The organism is Xanthomonas cucurbitae (assembly GCF_002939885.1).
GTDB classification, from domain to species: Bacteria; Pseudomonadota; Gammaproteobacteria; order Xanthomonadales; family Xanthomonadaceae; genus Xanthomonas; species Xanthomonas cucurbitae.
Genome location: NZ_MDED01000008.1, coordinates 89592 through 107651, shown reverse-complemented (window position 1 = coordinate 107651; position 18060 = coordinate 89592). Strand labels below are relative to the sequence as shown.

The 18060-nt window shown below is 63.4% G+C and carries 15 protein-coding genes and 1 tRNA gene; all 16 read left to right on the top strand.

Features of this window, described 5'->3' with window-relative positions:
- Positions 1–61 precede the first annotated feature (61 nt).
- The 16 genes from pheS to XcuCFBP2542_RS06425 all read left to right on the top strand — a co-directional run bounded on the left by pheS (position 62) and on the right by XcuCFBP2542_RS06425 (position 18057).
- Positions 62–1057, top strand: coding sequence for a phenylalanine--tRNA ligase subunit alpha (gene pheS / locus XcuCFBP2542_RS06500; protein ID WP_104602792.1), 996 nt, complete (start codon positions 62–64; stop codon positions 1055–1057).
- A gap of 126 nt (positions 1058–1183) precedes the next feature.
- Positions 1184–3562, top strand: coding sequence for a phenylalanine--tRNA ligase subunit beta (gene pheT / locus XcuCFBP2542_RS06495; protein WP_104602791.1), 2379 nt, complete (start codon positions 1184–1186; stop codon positions 3560–3562).
- Between the two features lie 21 nt (positions 3563–3583).
- Positions 3584–3883: an integration host factor subunit alpha gene (locus tag XcuCFBP2542_RS06490; RefSeq protein ID WP_002811076.1), complete on the top strand. Its 300-nt coding sequence runs from the start codon at positions 3584–3586 to the stop codon at positions 3881–3883.
- On the top strand, positions 3864–4220 hold the full coding sequence (locus XcuCFBP2542_RS06485) for a MerR family transcriptional regulator (RefSeq protein ID WP_005995911.1): 357 nt from the start codon (positions 3864–3866) through the stop codon (positions 4218–4220). Before XcuCFBP2542_RS06490 ends, XcuCFBP2542_RS06485 begins: the two co-directional genes overlap by 20 nt.
- Positions 4221–4281: 61 nt before the next feature.
- Positions 4282–4358: transfer RNA gene (locus XcuCFBP2542_RS06480), tRNA-Pro, on the top strand.
- Between the two features lie 468 nt (positions 4359–4826).
- Positions 4827–5525 (top strand): polysaccharide biosynthesis/export family protein, encoded by a 699-nt coding sequence (locus XcuCFBP2542_RS06475; protein ID WP_167526884.1) that lies wholly within the window; start codon positions 4827–4829, stop codon positions 5523–5525.
- Complete coding sequence (locus tag XcuCFBP2542_RS06470; RefSeq protein WP_104602790.1) at positions 5507–6946, top strand: GumC family protein; 1440 nt, start codon at positions 5507–5509, stop codon at positions 6944–6946. The genes XcuCFBP2542_RS06475 and XcuCFBP2542_RS06470 overlap by 19 nt, the downstream gene beginning before the upstream one ends.
- A gap of 246 nt (positions 6947–7192) precedes the next feature.
- Complete coding sequence (locus XcuCFBP2542_RS06465) at positions 7193–8647, top strand: undecaprenyl-phosphate glucose phosphotransferase (RefSeq protein ID WP_104602789.1); 1455 nt, start codon at positions 7193–7195, stop codon at positions 8645–8647.
- 94 nt (positions 8648–8741) lie between these two features.
- On the top strand, positions 8742–10031 hold the full coding sequence (locus tag XcuCFBP2542_RS06460; protein ID WP_249027617.1) for a polysaccharide biosynthesis protein GumE: 1290 nt from the start codon (positions 8742–8744) through the stop codon (positions 10029–10031).
- A complete protein-coding gene (locus XcuCFBP2542_RS06455; RefSeq protein ID WP_104602787.1) occupies positions 10028–11110 on the top strand; it encodes an acyltransferase family protein in 1083 nt (360 codons plus the stop codon). The genes XcuCFBP2542_RS06460 and XcuCFBP2542_RS06455 overlap by 4 nt, the downstream gene beginning before the upstream one ends.
- 58 nt (positions 11111–11168) lie before the next feature.
- A complete protein-coding gene (locus XcuCFBP2542_RS06450; RefSeq protein ID WP_249027616.1) occupies positions 11169–12206 on the top strand; it encodes an acyltransferase family protein in 1038 nt (345 codons plus the stop codon).
- A gap of 67 nt (positions 12207–12273) precedes the next feature.
- Positions 12274–13416, top strand: a complete 1143-nt coding sequence (locus XcuCFBP2542_RS06445) for a glycosyltransferase family 4 protein (protein WP_104602785.1) — start codon at positions 12274–12276, stop codon at positions 13414–13416.
- Positions 13413–14450 (top strand): glycosyltransferase, encoded by a 1038-nt coding sequence (locus XcuCFBP2542_RS06440; protein ID WP_104602784.1) that lies wholly within the window; start codon positions 13413–13415, stop codon positions 14448–14450. Before XcuCFBP2542_RS06445 ends, XcuCFBP2542_RS06440 begins: the two co-directional genes overlap by 4 nt.
- Positions 14447–15949, top strand: a complete 1503-nt coding sequence (locus XcuCFBP2542_RS06435; protein ID WP_104602783.1) for a lipopolysaccharide biosynthesis protein — start codon at positions 14447–14449, stop codon at positions 15947–15949. Before XcuCFBP2542_RS06440 ends, XcuCFBP2542_RS06435 begins: the two co-directional genes overlap by 4 nt.
- 64 nt (positions 15950–16013) lie before the next feature.
- Positions 16014–17216: a GumK N-terminal domain-containing glycosyltransferase gene (locus tag XcuCFBP2542_RS06430; protein ID WP_104602782.1), complete on the top strand. Its 1203-nt coding sequence runs from the start codon at positions 16014–16016 to the stop codon at positions 17214–17216.
- Positions 17217–17262: 46 nt separating this feature from the next.
- Complete coding sequence (locus XcuCFBP2542_RS06425) at positions 17263–18057, top strand: polysaccharide pyruvyl transferase family protein (protein WP_104602781.1); 795 nt, start codon at positions 17263–17265, stop codon at positions 18055–18057.
- Positions 18058–18060: the final 3 nt, after the last annotated feature.

The window sequence follows — 18060 nt, the reverse complement described above, 5'->3', positions numbered from 1 at the left end:
TGACAATGCGTTCCGGTGCACCCGGAAACACCGTTCGGCTAGCAGTTGAGGCGCAAGTGCAATGAGTGAGATTCAATCCCTGACCGAGCGCGCGCTGGCCGATGTTGCCGCCGCACAGACGCCGGACCAACTGGAAGCATTGCGGGTCGCCTTGCTGGGCAAGAGCGGCAGCATCACTGCCCAGCTCAAGCAGCTCGGCACGCTGCCGGCCGACCAGCGCAAGGCGGCCGGCGAGGCGATCAACCAGACCCGCGACGCACTGACCGCTGCATTGGCGCAGCGCAAGAACACGCTGGAAACCGCCGCATTGGACGCCCGTCTTGCCGGGGAGCGTATCGACGTCACCTTGCCGGGGCGTCGGGGTGAACGGGGCGGCCTGCATCCGGTCACGCGCACGCTCGAGCGTATCGTCGAGATCTTCGCGCGGCTGGGCTACGAGTTGTCTGATGGCCCGGAAATCGAGGACGACTGGCACAACTTCGAAGCGCTGAACTTCCCGCCGCACCATCCGGCGCGCGCGATGCACGACACGTTCTACTTCGGCGACGGCCGCCTGTTGCGGACCCACACCTCCGGTGTGCAGGTGCGCTACATGGACGCACACACGCCGCCGCTGCGCATGATCGCCGCCGGCAAGGTGTATCGCTCCGATTCGGACCAGACCCACTCGCCGATGTTCCATCAGGTCGAAGGGCTGTTGGTGGACGAGCATTCCAACTTCGCCGATCTCAAGGGCACCTTGTCCGAGTTCGTGCGCGCGTTCTTCGAGCGCGATTTCGAAATGCGCTTTCGTCCCAGCTATTTCCCGTTCGTGGAGCCGGGTGCGGAAGTGGATATTGCCTGGCAGCAGCCCGATGGCAGCACGCGCTGGCTGGAAGTGCTGGGCTGCGGCATGGTGCACCCGAACGTGCTGCGCAGTGTCGGCATCGATCCGGAGCGCTACACCGGCTTCGCCTTCGGCCTGGGCGTGGAGCGTTTTGCGATGCTGCGTTACGGCGTCAACGACCTGCGCGCCTTCTTCGAGAACGACGTGCGTTTTCTCAGGCAGTTTGCCTGACGGCAGGGAATCGGGATTCGGGAATCGGGAATCGTAAGGGCCGTACGCTCTGTCGATTCCTTTCCGGACGCCTGGTAACCCCGCTTTTGCGATTCCCCACTCCCCATTCCCGATTCCCGGTTCTCCATGAAATTCTCAGAAAATTGGCTGCGTAGCCACGTTCCGATCCAGGCCAGCCGCGAGGCGTTGGCGGCGACGCTGACGGCGATCGGTCTGGAGGTGGAAGAGGTAACGCCGTTGGGCGCGTCGCTGGGCCAGGTGGTGGTGGCGCGGATCGTCGCAGCGGTGCGGCACCCGGAGGCTGACCGCCTGCAGATCTGCAGCGTGGATGCCGGGCAGGGCGAGTTGTTGCAGATCGTATGCGGCGCGCCGAATGCGCGTGCAGGCCTGGTGGCGCCGTTGGCGCTGATCGGTGCGCAGATCGGCGAGCTGACCATCACCGCGGCCAAGCTGCGCGGTGTGCCCTCCAACGGCATGTTGTGCTCGGCCAAGGAACTGGGCCTGGACAGCGACGCCTCCGGCCTGTTCGAACTGCCGGACGATGCGCCGGTGGGTCAGGCGCTGGCCGAGTATCTCGGCCTGCCCGACGCCAGCATCGAGATCAAGCTCACCCCCAATCGCGCTGATTGCTTCAGCGTGCGTGGCATTGCCTTCGATGTGGCGGCGGCTTGCGCCAGCGAAGTGGTTGCCTTCGACGCGGCTGCCGTTGCGCCGGTGTCCACGCGGACGCTGGCGGTGGAGCTGGACGCCGACAAGGAAGCGCCACGCTATTGCGGGCGTGTGATCGAAGGCATCGATCCGGCGGCGACCACGCCGGTCTGGCTGGCCGAGCGCCTGCGCCGCAGTGGTGTGCGCCCGGTGTCGTTGCTGGTGGACATCACCCAGTACGTGATGCTGGAACTGGGCCAACCGATGCACGCCTTCGACCTGGACACCTTGCAGGGGCCGATCGGCGTGCGCCGTTCGCGCGCCGGCGAGCAACTGGCGCTGCTGGACGGGCGGCAGGTGACGCTGGACGACAGCTTCCTGACCATCACCGATGCCGGCCGCCCGGTGGCGCTGGCCGGGCTGATGGGCGGGCTGGACACGCGGGTCACCGAGACTACCCGCAACGTGTTCCTGGAGTCGGCATATTTCGATCCGGCCGCGATCATGGGCCGTGGTCGCAAGCTCGGCCTGCACACCGATGCCGGCCATCGCTTCGAACGTGGGGTGGACCCGGCACTGGCGCCACAGGCGATCGAAGTGGCCACGCGCCTGGTGCTGGATCTGGCCGGCGGTACGCCGGGCCCGGTGGTGCATGCCGAGTTGCCGCAGCATCTGCCGCAGGCCGCACCGATCACGTTGCGTCGCGCGCGGATCGCACGCGTGCTTGGTATCCAGATCGACGATGCGGAGGTGGTGCGCATCCTGAGCGCGCTCGGCATGCAGCTTGAGGCCGTGGCCGAGGGCTGGCAGGTGATGGCGCCGAGCCGTCGCTTCGATATCGCCATCGAGGAAGATCTGATCGAAGAACTGGCGCGCATCCATGGTTACGACCGGGTGCCGACCACGCTGCCCGGCGGTGCCAGCCGGATTGCGATGCCGAGCGAAACCCAGCTGGACGAGCTCAGCGTGCGCCGCCAGCTGGTGGCGCGGGACCTGCAGGAGACCATCAACTACGCCTTCGTCGATGCCGACCTGCTGCAGCAGTGGCAGCTCAACGACGGCGTCGTGCCGCTTGCCAACCCGCTCAGTGCGGAGCTGGCCATCATGCGTCCGCGCCTGCTACCGGGTCTGGTGGCGACCCTGGGCCGTAATGCCGCGCGCCAGGCCGGGCGCGTGCGCCTGTTCGAGCTGGGCAAGGTGTTCGCCGCTGCCGCCGATGCGGGCGTGGCGCCGCGCGAAGCCCAGCACGTTGCCGTTGCAGTGTGCGGCGATGCGCTGGCGCTGCAATGGGGCGAGCCGGCACGCAAGGTGGACTTCCATGATGTGAAGGGCGACCTGCTGGCGCTGGCGGCGGCCAGCGGTGCGGTGCTGGAGTTCCGTCCGTCGGCGCAGCCGTTCGGGCATCCGGGCCGTTCGGCTGACATCTACCGCGACGGGGTGTGCATCGGCTGGATCGGTCAGGTGCATCCGCGCCTGGCCAAGGCGATGGACATCGACGTGGACGTGCTCGCGTTCGAACTGGAGCTTGCACCGCTGGTGCGGCGCGCCTTGCCGCGTGCCGGCGAGCTGTCGCGGTTCCCCTCGGTGCGCCGCGACCTGGCCTTCCTGGTGCCGGAGGAGGTGAGTTGGGCGGCGCTGTCGGCCAGCGTGCAGACTGCCGTCGGTCCGTTGCTGCGCGAGGTGCAGTTGTTCGACCGCTATGTCGGGCAGGGGGTCGAGCCAGGTTTCAAGAGTCTGGCTATGGGCTTGATTTTGCAGGATAACTCGCGCACTCTCACCGACCGGGACGTGGATGCGGTCGTGGCCGATGTGGTAACGGTGGTCGAGCGCGAGCACCGCGCCCGGATCCGGAGTTGAGGCGGTAACCAGGGGATTGGCATGGCATTGACGAAAGCGGAGATGGCCGAGCGTCTGTTCGACGAAGTCGGCCTGAACAAGCGCGAGGCAAAGGAATTTGTCGATGCGTTCTTCGACGTGCTGCGCGATGCGCTGGAGCAGGGCCGCCAAGTGAAGCTGTCCGGTTTCGGCAACTTCGATCTGCGGCGCAAGAATCAACGGCCCGGTCGCAATCCCAAGACCGGTGAGGAAATTCCGATCTCGGCCCGAACGGTGGTGACCTTCCGCCCGGGCCAGAAACTCAAGGAACGGGTGGAGGCTTATGCTGGATCCGGGCAGTAATCGCGAGCTACCGCCGATACCGGCCAAGCGCTACTTCACCATCGGTGAAGTGAGCGAGCTGTGCGACGTCAAGCCGCACGTATTGCGCTACTGGGAAACGGAATTTCCGAGCCTGGAGCCGGTCAAGCGGCGCGGCAATCGGCGCTACTACCAGCGCCACGACGTATTGATGGTGCGGCAGATCCGCGGCCTGCTCTACGAGCAGGGCTATACCATTGGCGGTGCGCGCCTGCGTCTGGAGGGTGATGGCGCCAAGAGCGAGTCGGCATTGAGCAACCAGATCATCAAGCAGGTGCGGATGGAGCTGGAAGAAGTGCTGCAACTGCTGCGCCGCTAGGAAAACCTTGCGCAAAGCCGCTATAATCGCAGGCCGCCCTGGTGGCGGGACGCAACATCTTCGGGGTATAGCGCAGCCTGGTAGCGCACTAGTCTGGGGGACTAGTGGTCGTCGGTTCGAATCCGGCTACCCCGACCAAACACCAAGCCCATGTCGCCGCGACATGGGCTTTTTGCTGCGCCGCATCACGTGAATGGATGCGCATTTCGATCTACCTCGATACGTCGATCGGCATACCTGTGAGAGCGTTGGGTGGGTGCGCTAGCGCCCGTTCCGTATGGTCCTGCTCGCTATTGATGTACATGATTTAACTGCGCTAAGTGACCGAAAACACTCCAATTGACGCGGTTTGGTTGCGGACGTTCATCACATTTTTTTGACGTTTCATCTACAAATTTGAATCAATAGGCCAACGCCGTCAAAAAAATGGCGTGCTGCGTCTTGCAGCGCACGCGTTCTGTGCCATAGTGCAGTGCAACACGTCATCTCCGACGTGATACCGACATGATCGGAGTGCACTCTCTGTCGTACGTTCGTGCTGGCGCGTTGGCCGCTTGAATGCTGCGCGAGCTCCTGTCCCACCAACCGAGGCAGCCAGCCACACGCATGAAGAAACTGATCGGACGATTCTGCCAAGGTCTGGGCCTGGCGTTGATCTGCTCGATGACGCTGGGCGCCTGCAGCACCGGCAAGGACATGGCGAACGCGTTGCCGCTTCCGGACCCGCTGGCGATGTCTGCCGTGCAGCCGGAATATCGCCTCTCGCCGGGCGACCTGCTGCTGGTCAAGGTCTTTCAGGTCGACGACCTGGAGCGCCAGGTGCGCATCGACCAAAATGGTCACATCTCATTGCCGCTGATCGGCGACGTCAATGCCGTCGGCATGGGGGTCGGTGAGCTGGAAAAGCTGGTCGCCGACCGTTATCGCAACGGTTATCTGCAGGATCCGCAGGTGTCGGTGTTCGTGCAGGAATCCAACGGCCGGCGTGTCACGGTGACCGGGGCGGTGGACGAGCCGGGCATCTATCCGGTGATCGGCGCCAACCTCACCCTGCAGCAGGCCATCGCGCAGGCCAAAGGCGTCAGCACCGTGGCCAGTCGCGGCAACGTCATCGTGTTCCGCATGGTCAAGGGGCAGAGGATGCTCGCGCGCTTCGACCTGACCGAGATCGAAAAGGGAACCCACCCGGACCCTGAGATCTATGGCGGTGACATTGTCGTGGTGTACCGCTCGGATGCGCGCGTGTGGTTGCGCACCATGCTGGAACTGACCCCCTTGGTGATGGTGTGGCGCGCTTACCGATGAGTATGAATTCCGACAACACGTCTTCGTCGTCGCATCGCCACGGGCACCTGGAACTGGCGGACGTGAGCTTGCTGGACTATTGGCGTGCGCTGGTGTCGCAGCGCTGGCTGATCGTCTGCATCACCGTGGCTGCAGTGGTGCTGGCGCTGGGTATCACCTTGTTGATGCCGGAAAAGTATCGTGCCACCAGCACGCTGCAGATCGAGCGTGATTCGCTCAATGTGGTCAACGTCGACAACCTGATGCCGGTGGAGTCGCCGCAGGACCGCGACTTCTACCAGACCCAGTACCAGTTGCTGCAGAGCCGCTCGTTGGCGCGTGCGGTGATCCGCGAAGCCAAGCTCGACCAGGAGCCGGCATTCAAGGAGCAGGTCGACGAAGCGTTGGCGAAGGCGGCGGCCAAGAACCCAGAGGTCGGCAAGTCGGTAGATTCGCGTCAGGCGATCATCGAGCGCAGCCTCACCGACACCTTGCTGGCGGGGTTGGTGGTAGAACCGATCCTCAATTCGCGACTGGTCTACGTCAACTACGATTCGCCGGACCCGGTGCTGGCGGCCAAGATCGCCAACACGTATCCCAAGGTGTTCATCGTCAGTACCCAGCAGCGCCGCATGAAGGCATCCTCGTTCGCCACCCAGTTCTTGTCCGAGCGCCTGGAGCAGTTGCGCGGCAAGGTGGAAGACTCCGAGAAGAACTTGGTGGCGTATTCCACCGACGAGCAGATCGTCTCGGTGGGCGATGACAAGCCATCGCTGCCGGCGCAGAACCTGACCGACCTCAATGCGCTGCTGGCCTCTGCGCAGGATGCACGCATCAAGGCCGAGGCCGCCTGGCGCCAGGCGGCCACCGGCGATGCGATGTCGCTGCCGCAGGTACTCAGCAGCCCGTTGATCCAGACGCTGCGCGGCGAGCAGGTGCGCCTGACCAGCGAGTACCAGCAGAAGCTGTCGACCTTCAAGCCGGATTACCCGGAAATGCAGCGCCTGAAGGCGCAGATCGAAGAGTCGCGCCGGCAGATCAACGGCGAGGTTGTCAACGTGCGTCAGTCGCTCAAGGCGACCTACGACGCGTCTGTCCACCAGGAGCAACTGCTCAACGAACGCATCGCCGGCCTGCGCAACAATGAACTGGACCTGCAGAGCCGCAGCATTCGCTACAACATGCTCAAGCGCGACGTCGATACCAATCGCCAGCTCTATGACGCGCTCCTGCAGCGTTACAAGGAAATCGGCGTGGCGGGCAATGTCGGCGCCAACAACGTGACGATCGTCGATACAGCAGATGTGCCTACGTCCAGGACCTCACCAAAACTCAAACTTAATCTCGCATTGGGTCTTATCTTTGGCGTATTTCTCGGTTTGGCAACCGCGCTTGTGCGTTACTTCCTGCGCGGCCCGGGCCTGCAAGCGCGCGTGAACTGACATCGTGGTGTTGCAAAACGCTGGTTAATTGAGGTGACAGGCGATTCAGCGTGGAACAAGGAAGAGTCGGTATGTTGCGGACTCTTCCATTGCAGAAAGTGTGTCTTACGTTGAAACAAAGGGCTGTCGGGTGATCTGGGGTCGGTAGCTATTACCGCGGCGATCATGCGACGGAGATGATTGAAGGCTCGCGTGCGTTTCGTATGTTCCCCCGCATGCAACGTATCGAGTTTGGAGGACATCCCCATGCTTCTGGCAGACCTCAGTAGCGCGACCTATAACACTTCCTCACCGCGGTTGTTGTCCAAGTATTCGGCGGCGGCCGACCTGGTACTGCGTGTGTTCGACCTGACCATGGTGGTGGTGTCCGGCCTGGTCGCTTACCGCATCGTGTTGGGCACCTGGGTGCCAGCGGCCCCGTATCGTGTGGCGATTGCCACCACGCTGTTGTACTCGGTGATCTGTTTCGCGCTGTTTCCGCTGTACCGCAGCTGGCGCGGCCGTGGGTTGCTGAGCGAGTTGGCCGTGCTTGGCGGCGCATTCGGCGGCGTGTTCGCGCTGTTTGCAGTGCACGCGCTGATCGTGCAGGTGGGCGAGCAAGTGGCGCGCGGCTGGATCGGTCTGTGGTTCGTCGGTGGCCTGGCATCGCTGGTGGCGGCACGCACCTTGTTGCGCGGCTTTCTGAATCACCTGCGTGCCCAGGGCGTGGACGTGCAGCGCGTGGTGGTGGTTGGCTTGCGCCATCCGGTGATGAAGATCAACCACTACCTGAGCCGCAATTCGTGGGTAGGGATGAATTTGGTCGGTTACTTTCGCACTCCCTACGACATTGCCGTGACCGAGCAGCGCCAGTCGCTGCCGTGCCTGGGCGAGCCGGATGCGCTGATCGACTACCTGAAGGAAAACCAGGTCGAGCAGGTGTGGATCTCGCTGCCGCTGGGTGAGCGCGAGCATATCAAGCAGCTGCTGCAGCGCCTGGACCGCTACCCGATCAACGTGAAGCTGGTGCCCGACCTGTTCGACTTCGGTCTGTTGAATCAGTCCGGCGAGCAGATCGGCAACACGCCGGTCATCAACCTGCGTCAGGGTGGTGTGGACCGCGACAACTACTTCGTGGTGGCCAAGGCGTTGCAGGACAAGATCCTGGCCGTGATCGCGCTGATGGGTCTGTGGCCGTTGATGGCTGCGATTGCCGTTGGCGTCAAGCTGAGCTCGCCGGGCCCGGTGTTCTTCCGCCAGCGCCGTCATGGCCTGGGTGGCCGCGAGTTCTACATGTTCAAGTTCCGCTCGATGCGCGTGCATGACGATCATGGCAGCACCATCCAGCAGGCGACCAAGAACGATACGCGTATCACCCGCTTCGGCGCGTTTCTGCGGCGTAGCAGCCTGGATGAGCTGCCGCAGATCTTCAATGTGCTGGGTGGCAGCATGTCGATCGTGGGGCCGCGTCCGCACGCGGCGCAGCACAACACGCACTATGAAAAGCTGATTAACCATTACATGCAGCGCCACTACGTCAAGCCGGGCATCACCGGTTGGGCGCAGGTGAACGGGTTCCGTGGCGAGACCCCGGAGCTGCGGACGATGAAGAAGCGCATCCAGTACGACCTGGATTACATCCGCCGCTGGTCGTTGTGGCTGGATATCCGCATCATCGTGCTGACTGCGGTGCGCGTGCTCGGACAGAAGACCGCGTACTGATGATGGCCGGACGCTTGCAAGCTGGCGCGTCCGGCGCTGCGGGCGGCTGCATGGCGGCCGCCTCACCTGCGCAGGCGGCTGCATGCTGATCCGAATGAGCGAGCAGGCCCGTGTTCGCTGGCATAACGCCTTGATCGAGCTGGCGTTATTGGTTGGCGTGGGTTACAACCTGGTGTTGGCACTCATCAATGCGAACGTGTTCACCGTCCGGCCGGTCATCACCTATGCGGTCGAGTTCATGGTCTATGCGGCGTGCTTCCTGCTAGGCCTTGGCTCGCTGAGCCGCAAGCGGCTGGCGCTTATCATCAGCGGGTTGGGGTTGATCGTGCTGCTGATGTTCGTCCGGTTTCTGGTGAACTGGCAGATCGACCCGAAGTTCTTGCGCGATGCGCTAGTGGTATTCGCCTTCGTCGTACTGGGCTCGGCCTATACCGGATCGCTGCCCAAACTGTTCATTCGCATGACCATCATCGTTTCGCTGGTCGCCGCGTTTGAACTGGCGATGCCAACCGCATATGGCGATCTGGTCAATCCGAAGAGCTTCTTCGTCAACGCACGCGGGATGAGTGCCGAAGGCTTCTGGAATGAGGACAGTAACCTGTTCGTGAGCGCGACCCGGCCGGGCGAGCGCAACTTCCTGCCCGGCTCCAATCTGCCGCGCGCCTCCTCGATGTTCATCGAGCCGGTGACCATGGGCAACTACATCTGCTTCTTCACCGCCATCTTGCTGGTGTTCTGGCGCTGGATGCGACCTGCGGCGCTGCTGCTGTCGGTTGGATTGATCGGCTTCATGATCGTCGCCTCCGACGGACGGTTGGCTGCGGGCACCTGCGTGCTGATGGTGATGCTGTCGCCCCTGCTCAAACGTCTGGACCAGCGGCTTGCATTCCTGGTGTTCCTGCTGGTCATCATGAGCGCATGGTTGCTGGTCTGGATCACCGGTATCTCGGCTTACCAGGACACCACCATGGGGCGGGTGTTCTTCACCGTGAACTCGATGAACAACCTGTCGTTCAACTCCTGGATGGGGCTGGACTTCGCGCAGGCGTACCGCTACTTCGATAGCGGCATTTCGTACTTCATTGCGTCGCAGTCCATCGTCGGGGTGCTGGCGTTCCTGTTGTCGTATTCGTTCCTGTTGTTGATGCCCAGCAAGGAAGGCCAGTTGTTCAAGAACCTGGCCATCTTCGCGTTTGCGCTGAGCTTGCTGGTCTCCAATGGCTATTTCTCGATCAAGACCTCGGCCCTGTGGTGGTTCGTGTGCGGCTGCCTCTGGCATCTGCGTCCCACCTGGTCCTCAGTGACCGCCGCCGAATCGCCAGGCAAGCATCAGGCAGGCTCCGAGCGCGAGCACATGCCTGTGCCGGCGGGAGCCATGCGATGAGCGTTGCCTCTGCTGCAGAGGCTGCGCGCGCACCCGACCTGCGGGTGGCTGGCGGCGGGCGGGCGCGCGATCCGCAGATCGATGCCGCCAAGGCGATCGCGATCCTGCTGGTGGTGTTTTGCCACGCCAAGGGCGTGCCGCAGGGCATGACGGTGTTCGCCTACAGCTTCCACGTGCCGTTGTTTTTCCTGGTGTCGGGATGGCTGGCGGCCGGCTACGCCTCGCGCACCAGCAGTCTCTCGCAGACGATGACCAAGCCGGCGCGCAGTCTGTTGCTGCCATATGTCACCTTCTATCTGCTGGGCTATGCGTACTGGTTGCTGACCCGCAATATCGGGGAAAAGGCGGCTCGCTGGGGTAGTCATCCCTGGTGGGAGCCCATCGTGTCGCTATTCACCGGCATCGGTCCCGATCTATATGTGCAGCCGCCGCTATGGTTCCTGCCGGTGATGTTGGTGACGCTGATCGGCTATGTGCTGCTGCGTCGCGTGCTGCCGCCGTTGGCAATCGCTGCGGTCGCGCTGGTGGTGGCATGGTTCTGGATGAACTGGTTCCCTGCCCAGGGCGTGCGGCTTTTTTTCGGGCTGGACGTGCTACCGGTGTCGTTGTGTTTCTACGCGCTTGGTGCATTGTTGATCCATGTGTCGCCGCGCCTGCCGACATCGCTGCCGGTCAGCGCGCTGGGGACCGTGGGATTGGCGCTTGCGGTTGCCTGGCTGGCGCAGGTCAACGGGCGGATCGACGTGAACATGCTGCAATTCGGACGCCACCACGCCGTGTTCCTGCTCAGCGCCATCCTGGGCTCGCTGATGGTGATCTGCGCGGCGCGGCTGGTGCAGCGCTGGGCATGGATCCAGTGGATCGGTCGCAACACCTTGCTGATCCTTTGCACGCACATGCTGGTGTTCTTCGTGCTGTCCGGCGTTGCGGCGGTTGCCGGTGGCGTTGGCTCGGCGCGTCCGGGCCTGGGCTGGGCGATCTTTGTCACGCTGTTTGCGCTGGCCGTGTGTGTGCCCATGCGCTGGATCCTGATGCGCTTTGCTCCGTGGGCGTTGGGTGCGCGCATGGTGACCGCATGACCGGCGCTGCGGCATGACAACGGCGGCGGCGTCTTCCGATGCGGGTCCGGCCAGCACGATGGCCCGGCCAGCGGCCGCGGCAACGCGCGATTGGCAGATCGATGCCGCAAAGGCGCTGGCGATCGTGCTGGTCGTGCTTGGTCATGCGAGCGGCATGCCGCCGGCCTACAAGTTGTTTGCCTACAGCTTCCATGTGCCGCTGTTCTTCGTGCTCTCTGGCTGGGTGGGCGAGCGCTTCGGGCGCCGCGCATTGAACGTGGCCACGGTCAACAAGCTCGCGCGGACGTTGCTCATCCCGTACCTGGGGTTTTTTCTGGTTGCTTATGGGGTGTGGCTGTTGATGGCCGTGCTCAATCATGCATTTCAGCAACCGGGCGCGCGTCCGTGGTGGCACCCGTTCGTCGGCGTGTTGTGGGCCAACGGAACACGTTTGTATGTGCTTCCGGCACTGTGGTTTCTGCCAGCCTTGTTTGTCACAACGCTGAGCTACATTGCACTGCGCGCACGGCTGAGCGCCACCGTGGTGGCTGCGCTCGGCTTGCCGCTCGCATTGGCCTGGGTCAGCTGGTTTCCGTTGCTGCAGATGCGCCTGCCGCTTGCGCTGGATGTATTGCCGGTTGCGTTGTTCTTCATCGCCGTCGGTGCTGCCCTGTCGCGGTTCGCCGATACGCTGCGATCGGTCTCGGCGCTGGGGTGGGCACTGGTGTTGCCGGTGGTGGCGGCTGCATGGGGCGTGCTGGCGGCGTGGAACGGGCAGGTGGATGTCAATAACCTTCAGTTCGGGCATTGGCCTGTGCTGTTCCTGCTGGTGAGCCTGCTCGGCACGGCGATGACCTTGTGCGTGGCCTATTTCCTTCGGCACTGGCGCTGGGTGCAATGGATCGGCACCAACACCTTGCTGATTCTGTGCACGCACACGCTGGTGTTCCTGGTGGCGACCAGCGTGGTTGCGCGGACCGGAGTAGTGGATCGGGGGCTCATCGGTACGCCGGTGTGGGCGATGGGCCTGAGCGCGTTCGCGATTGTATGCGCTGTGCCGCTGCGTGCGGTGCTGGTGCGTCTGGCGCCATGGATGTTGGGGTTGAAGGGTCGATGACCAATTGCAGAATCATTAGCCGTCGCAGCACCTGCGTGCGCGTCGCTGGCACAGGAGATGGGCGTCAATGAAAGTGGTGCATGTCGTCCGCCAATTCCACCCGTCGATCGGGGGGATGGAGGAAGTCGTTCTCAATGTGGCCCGCCAGCATCAGGCTTCCAGTGCCGATACGGTGGAGGTGGTCACGCTGGATCGCGTGTTCACCGATCCGGGTGCACAGCTGGCGCCGCAGGAAGCCTACCAAGGTCTGCCGATCCGGCGGATCGGCTATCGCGGTTCGTCGCGTTATCCACTGGCGCCCTCGGTGCTGCGTGCGATCCACTCTGCGGACCTGGTGCATCTGCATGGCATCGATTTTTTCTATGACTATCTGGCGCTGACCAAGCCGTTGCATCGCAAGCCGATGGTGGTGTCCACGCATGGTGGTTTCTTCCACACCGCATACGCCTCGCGCATGAAGCAGCTGTGGTTCCAGACCCTGACGCGTATCTCGGCACTGGCGTATTGCCGGGTCATTGCAACCAGCGAAAACGACGGCGACCTGTTTGCCAAGGTGGTCTCGCCGGCGCGGCTGCGCGTGATCGAAAATGGCGTGGATGTGGAAAAATATGCGGGGCAGGGCGCAGTAACGCCGGGCCGGACGATGCTGTATTTCGGTCGCTGGTCGGTGAACAAGGGCCTGATCGAAACGCTGGAGTTGCTGCAGGCTGCGCTAAAGCGCGACCCGCGATGGCGCCTGATCGTCGCCGGCCGCGCGTACGACCTGAACGAGGCAGACTTGCGCAAGGCCATCGCCGAGCGTGGGTTGCAGGACAAGGTACAGCTGAGCATGTCGCCGTCGCAGGAACAGTTGCGCGCGTTGATGCAGCAGGCGCAGTTCTTCGTTTGCCTGTCGCGTCACGAGGGCTTCGGTATCGCGGCGGTGGAGGCGATGAGCGCGGGGCTGATCCCCGTCCTCAGTGACATTCCGCCGTTCGTGCGGCTTGCCACTGAATCGGGGCAGGGCGTGATCGTCAACCGCGACCGCATTGAGGCGGCGGCTGACCAGGTGCAGGCGCTGGCGCTGACGGCAGACACCGATTTTGCTACCCGTCGCGCAGCGACCATGGCCTATGTGAGCCGCTACGACTGGAAACACGTGGTTGGGCGCTATGTCGACGAGTACCACATGGCATTGGGCACGCCGCGCCCGCGGGAGACGCGGCGATGAGCGGGCCCGCAGCCACAGCGGCGGCGAAGCCGCAGCTCACGGTGCTGTTTTCCACCGAGCAGCCCAGTGCCAACACCAACCCCTATCTGACCCAGCTGTATGACGCGCTCCCGGACGCGGTGCAGCTGCGCTTCTTCTCGATGCGCGCTGCGTTGCTGTCGCGCTACGACGTGCTGCACCTGCATTGGCCGGAGTACCTGCTGCGCCATCCCAGCGCTGCGGGAACGCTGGCCAAGCAGATGTGTGCGGCCTTGTTGCTGCTCAAACTGCAGGTGACCGGCACGCCGGTCGTGCGGACCTTGCACAATCTGGCGCCGCACGAAGATCGCGGGTGGCGCGAGCGCAGCCTGTTGCGCTGGATCGACCACCTGACACGCCGCTGGATCCGCATCAATGCGACCACGCCGGCGCGTCCGCCGTTCACCGACACCATCCTGCATGGGCATTATCGCGACTGGTTCGCGCCCATGCCCCAGGGCAGTACGGTGCCTGGGCGGCTGTTGCACTTTGGCCTGATCCGTCCGTACAAGGGCGTGGAAACCTTGCTGGAAGTGATGCAGCAGGTGAGCGACCCGCGCGTGAATCTGCGCATCGTGGGCAACCCGGCCACACCGCAGATGCGTACGCTGGTGGAAGCTGCGTGCGTGCAGGATCCGCGCATCACTGCGCTGCTGGCCTATGTGGAAGAGCCGGTGCTGGCACGCGAAGTCAGCGAAGCCGAATTGGTGGTGCTGCCGTACCGGCAGATGCACAACTCCGGCACCTTGCTGCTGGCGTTGTCGCTGGCGCGGCCGGTGCTGGCGCCGTGGAGCGAATCCAATGCGGCAATCGCCGAAGAAGTGGGGCCGGGCTGGGTGTTCCTGTATGAAGGTGATTTCGATGCAGCGTTGCTGGCCGGCATGCTGGACAAGGTGCGCACGGCGCCGCGCGCACCGGCACCGGATCTGTCGCAGCGCGACTGGCCGCGTAGCGGGCAGCTGCACTACCGCACCTATCTGGAAGCGCTGGGCAAGGATGGAGATGCGGCGCTGTGACCGCTGAAACGCCTACACCGCCCACTCCCGCGCCGCCGCAGCGCAGCCTGGGTTCGCGTGCCGCCGGCGGGGCCGCAGTGACCATGCTGGGCCAGTCGGCCAAGATGGTGGTGCAGTTTGGCGGCATCATCCTGCTGGCGCGGTTGCTGACGCCTTACGACTATGGCCTGATGGCGATGGTGACTGCCATTGTGGGCGCCGCAGAAATCCTGCGCGATTTCGGCTTGTCGGCTGCTGCGGTTCAGGCCAAGCACGTCAGCCGCGAACAACGCGACAACCTGTTCTGGATCAACAGCGGCATCGGCCTGTTGCTGTCGGTGATCGTGTTCGCTTCGGCGCAGCTGATCGCCAATTTCTACAACGAACCGGCGCTAGTCACGATTTCCCAGGCGCTGGCGGTGACTTTCCTGCTCAATGGCATGACCACGCAGTACCGCGCGCATCTGAGCCGCGGGCTGCGCTTCGGGCAGGTGGCACTGAGCGATGTCGGTTCGCAGGTGCTGGGCCTGGGCGCGGCGGTGGCTGCCGCGTTGCTGGGCTGGGGTTACTGGGCGCTGGTGGTGCAGCAGATGGTGCAGGCAGTGGTCAACCTGGTGATCGCTGCCAGTTGTGCGCGCTGGTTGCCGGGCGGCTATCAGCGTGCGGCGCCGATGCGCGACTTCATGAGCTTTGGCTGGAACCTGATGGCGGCGCAGTTGCTGGGTTACGCCAGCCGCAACGTTGGGCAGGTCATCATCGGTTGGCGCACTGGTCCGGATGCATTGGGCCTGTATAACCGCGCGTTCCAGCTGTTGATGATGCCGCTGAACCAGATCAATGCGCCGGCCACCAGCGTGGCCTTGCCGGTGTTGTCGCAACTGCAGGACGACCGCGAGCGATTCAGCGCGTTCCTGCTGCGTGGGCAGACGGTGATGGTGCATCTGATCGTGGCGCTGTTCTCGTTCGCCTGTGCGGTGGCGATGCCGTTGATCGTGCTGGTGCTGGGCGAACAATGGCGCGAAGCAGTGCCATTGTTCCAGGTGCTGGCGCTGGGTGGCATCTTCCAGACAGCGTCTTACGCCACCTACTGGGTGTTCCTGGCCAGGGGGTTGATGCGGCAGCAGCTGCTGTTCTCGCTGGTGAGCCGCATCGTGCTGATCGCCTGCATCTTCGTCGGTTCGCGCTGGGGCGCCATGGGGGTGGCGATCGGTTATTCGTTCGGTCTGCTGCTGACCTGGCCGCTGTCGCTGATCTGGGTCGGCAAGATCTCCGACACGCCGGTAGCCGCGCTATTCAGCAATGCAGTCCGTGCGATGACGGCCTATGGGCTCGCCGGTGCCTGTGCCTACTACGCGTCGGTCACCGTTGGCGGCCCGTTGTGGCAGCAGTTGGGCGTTGGCGCTGCAGCGATGGCCGCAGTCTGTCTGCTGATGCTGGGCATCTGGCCGGCATTCCGCCGCGATGTGGTTTCCATCATCAATATCCGCAAGTTACTGACACAGGCCAGGGCGCGCCGATGAGATCGACATCGTCTTCTCCTGTCCTCAGGCATGCTTTCTCTCACTCATTCATAGGACACGGCCCATGAGCGACACATCCGCCGCCGCTGCTTCCGGCATTCGCCGGCCTTGCTACCTGGTCTTGTCCGCCCACGATTACCGCACGCCGCGCCGCGCCAACATCCATTTCATCACCGATCAGCTCGCGCAGCGTGGCACCACGCGGTTCTTCTCGCTGCGCTACAGCCGCCTGTCGCGGATGAAGGGCGACGCGCGCTTGCCACTCGATGAGACTGCCAACACCGTGGTGTCGCATAAGGGCGTGGATTGCTATCTGTGGCGTACTGCGGTGCATCCCTTCAATACGCGTCGCGCATGGTTGCGCTCGGTCGAGGATGCGATGTTTCGCTGGTATGCCGCGCATCCACCGCGCCAGTTGCTCGACTGGATGCGCGACGCCGACGTCATCGTGTTTGAAAGCGGTATCGCGGTGGCGTTCATCGAACTGGCCAAGCGCACCAACCCCGCAGCCAAGCTGGTATATCGGGCTTCCGATGGCCTGAGCACGATCAACGTGGCGTCCTATATCGAACGTGAGTTCGATCGGGTGGCGTCCTCGCTGGATGTGATTGCGCTGGTATCGCCGGCCATGGCGGAGGAAATCGCCAGCCGCGACAATGTCTACCACGTAGGCCATGGCGTGGATCACAACCTGGACCAACTGGGAGACCGATCGCCGTATGGCGAGGGAATCCATGCAGTGGCGGTGGGGTCGATGTTGTTCGATCCGGACTTCTTCGTGGTTGCCAGCAAGGCGTTCCCGCAGGTCACGTTCCATGTGATCGGCTCAGGCATGGGCCGTCACCCAGGCTACGGCGACAACGTCATCGTCTATGGTGAGATGAAGCACGCCGAGACCATCGGCTACATCAAGCACGCGCGTTTGGGCATTGCGCCGTATGCGTCGGAACAGGTGCCGGTCTACCTGGCTGACAGCTCGATGAAGCTGCTGCAGTACGACTTCTTCGGTTTGCCGGCCGTGTGTCCCAACGTCGTGGTCGGGCCCTACCAGTCCCGCTTTGGCTATACCCCCGGTAATGCAGAGTCGATCGTTGCCGCGATCAGCTTGGCGCTGGATGCGCCGCATGTGCGCTACCGCCAGTGCCTGAACTGGTCGGACACCACCGACCGCGTGCTCGATCCGGCCGCGTATCCGGAAACCCGTTTGTATCCGCAGCACATCGGCGCCGCCGCGCGTGCTTCCTCGGAGGCCGCGCTTTCGCATTGACCAATGCGGCGCACCTCGCACGTTTGTACACAGGAGACCCTTGGAAATGGCCAACGCTTTGCTGCAGAAGTGGGTGGAACACGCAGAACGTCGTGCACTGTTCTGGTGGAAGCCGAAGAATGCGGGCGTCAACATGGGCGACCACCTGTCCAAGGTGATCGTCTCCTGCGTGCTGTCGTTGCAGGACAAGACGCTGATCGAAAAACACGATCTCAGCAAGAAGCTCATCGCAATCGGGTCGGTGCTGCATTTCGCCAAGGACGGCGACACCGTCTGGGGCAGCGGCATCAACGGCAAGATTCCCGCCGAGCGCAATACCTTCAGCACGCTGGACGTGCGTGCAGTCCGTGGGCCCAAGACCCGCCAATTCCTGCTGGATCGTGGCATCGCGGTGCCGGAGGTCTATGGCGACCCGGGCCTGTTGACCCCGATGTTCTTTCCCGCCGAGGCGCTGGGCGAGGTGCAGAAACGTCCGTTCGCCATCGTTCCGCATTTCAACGAGCCGGTTGAAAAATACAGCGCCTACGCCGATCACCTGGTGTTCCCGGACGTCAAGCCGGCAACATTCACAAGCCGCTTGTTGGGCGCGGAGCTGGTGGTCAGTAGTTCGTTGCATGGTCTGATCCTGGCCGAGGCCTATGGCATCCCGGCGGTCTACCTGGACTGGGGCAATGGCGAAGACCGCTTCAAGTACGACGACTATTACTACGGCACCGGGCGCACCCAGTGGCATTCGGGCAATAACGTGGAAGAGTGCCTGGCGCTGGGGGGCAACGGCAGCTTCGACCTCGAAAAACTGCAGTCCGGCTTGCTGGCTGCCTTCCCTTACGACCTTTGGTGATTC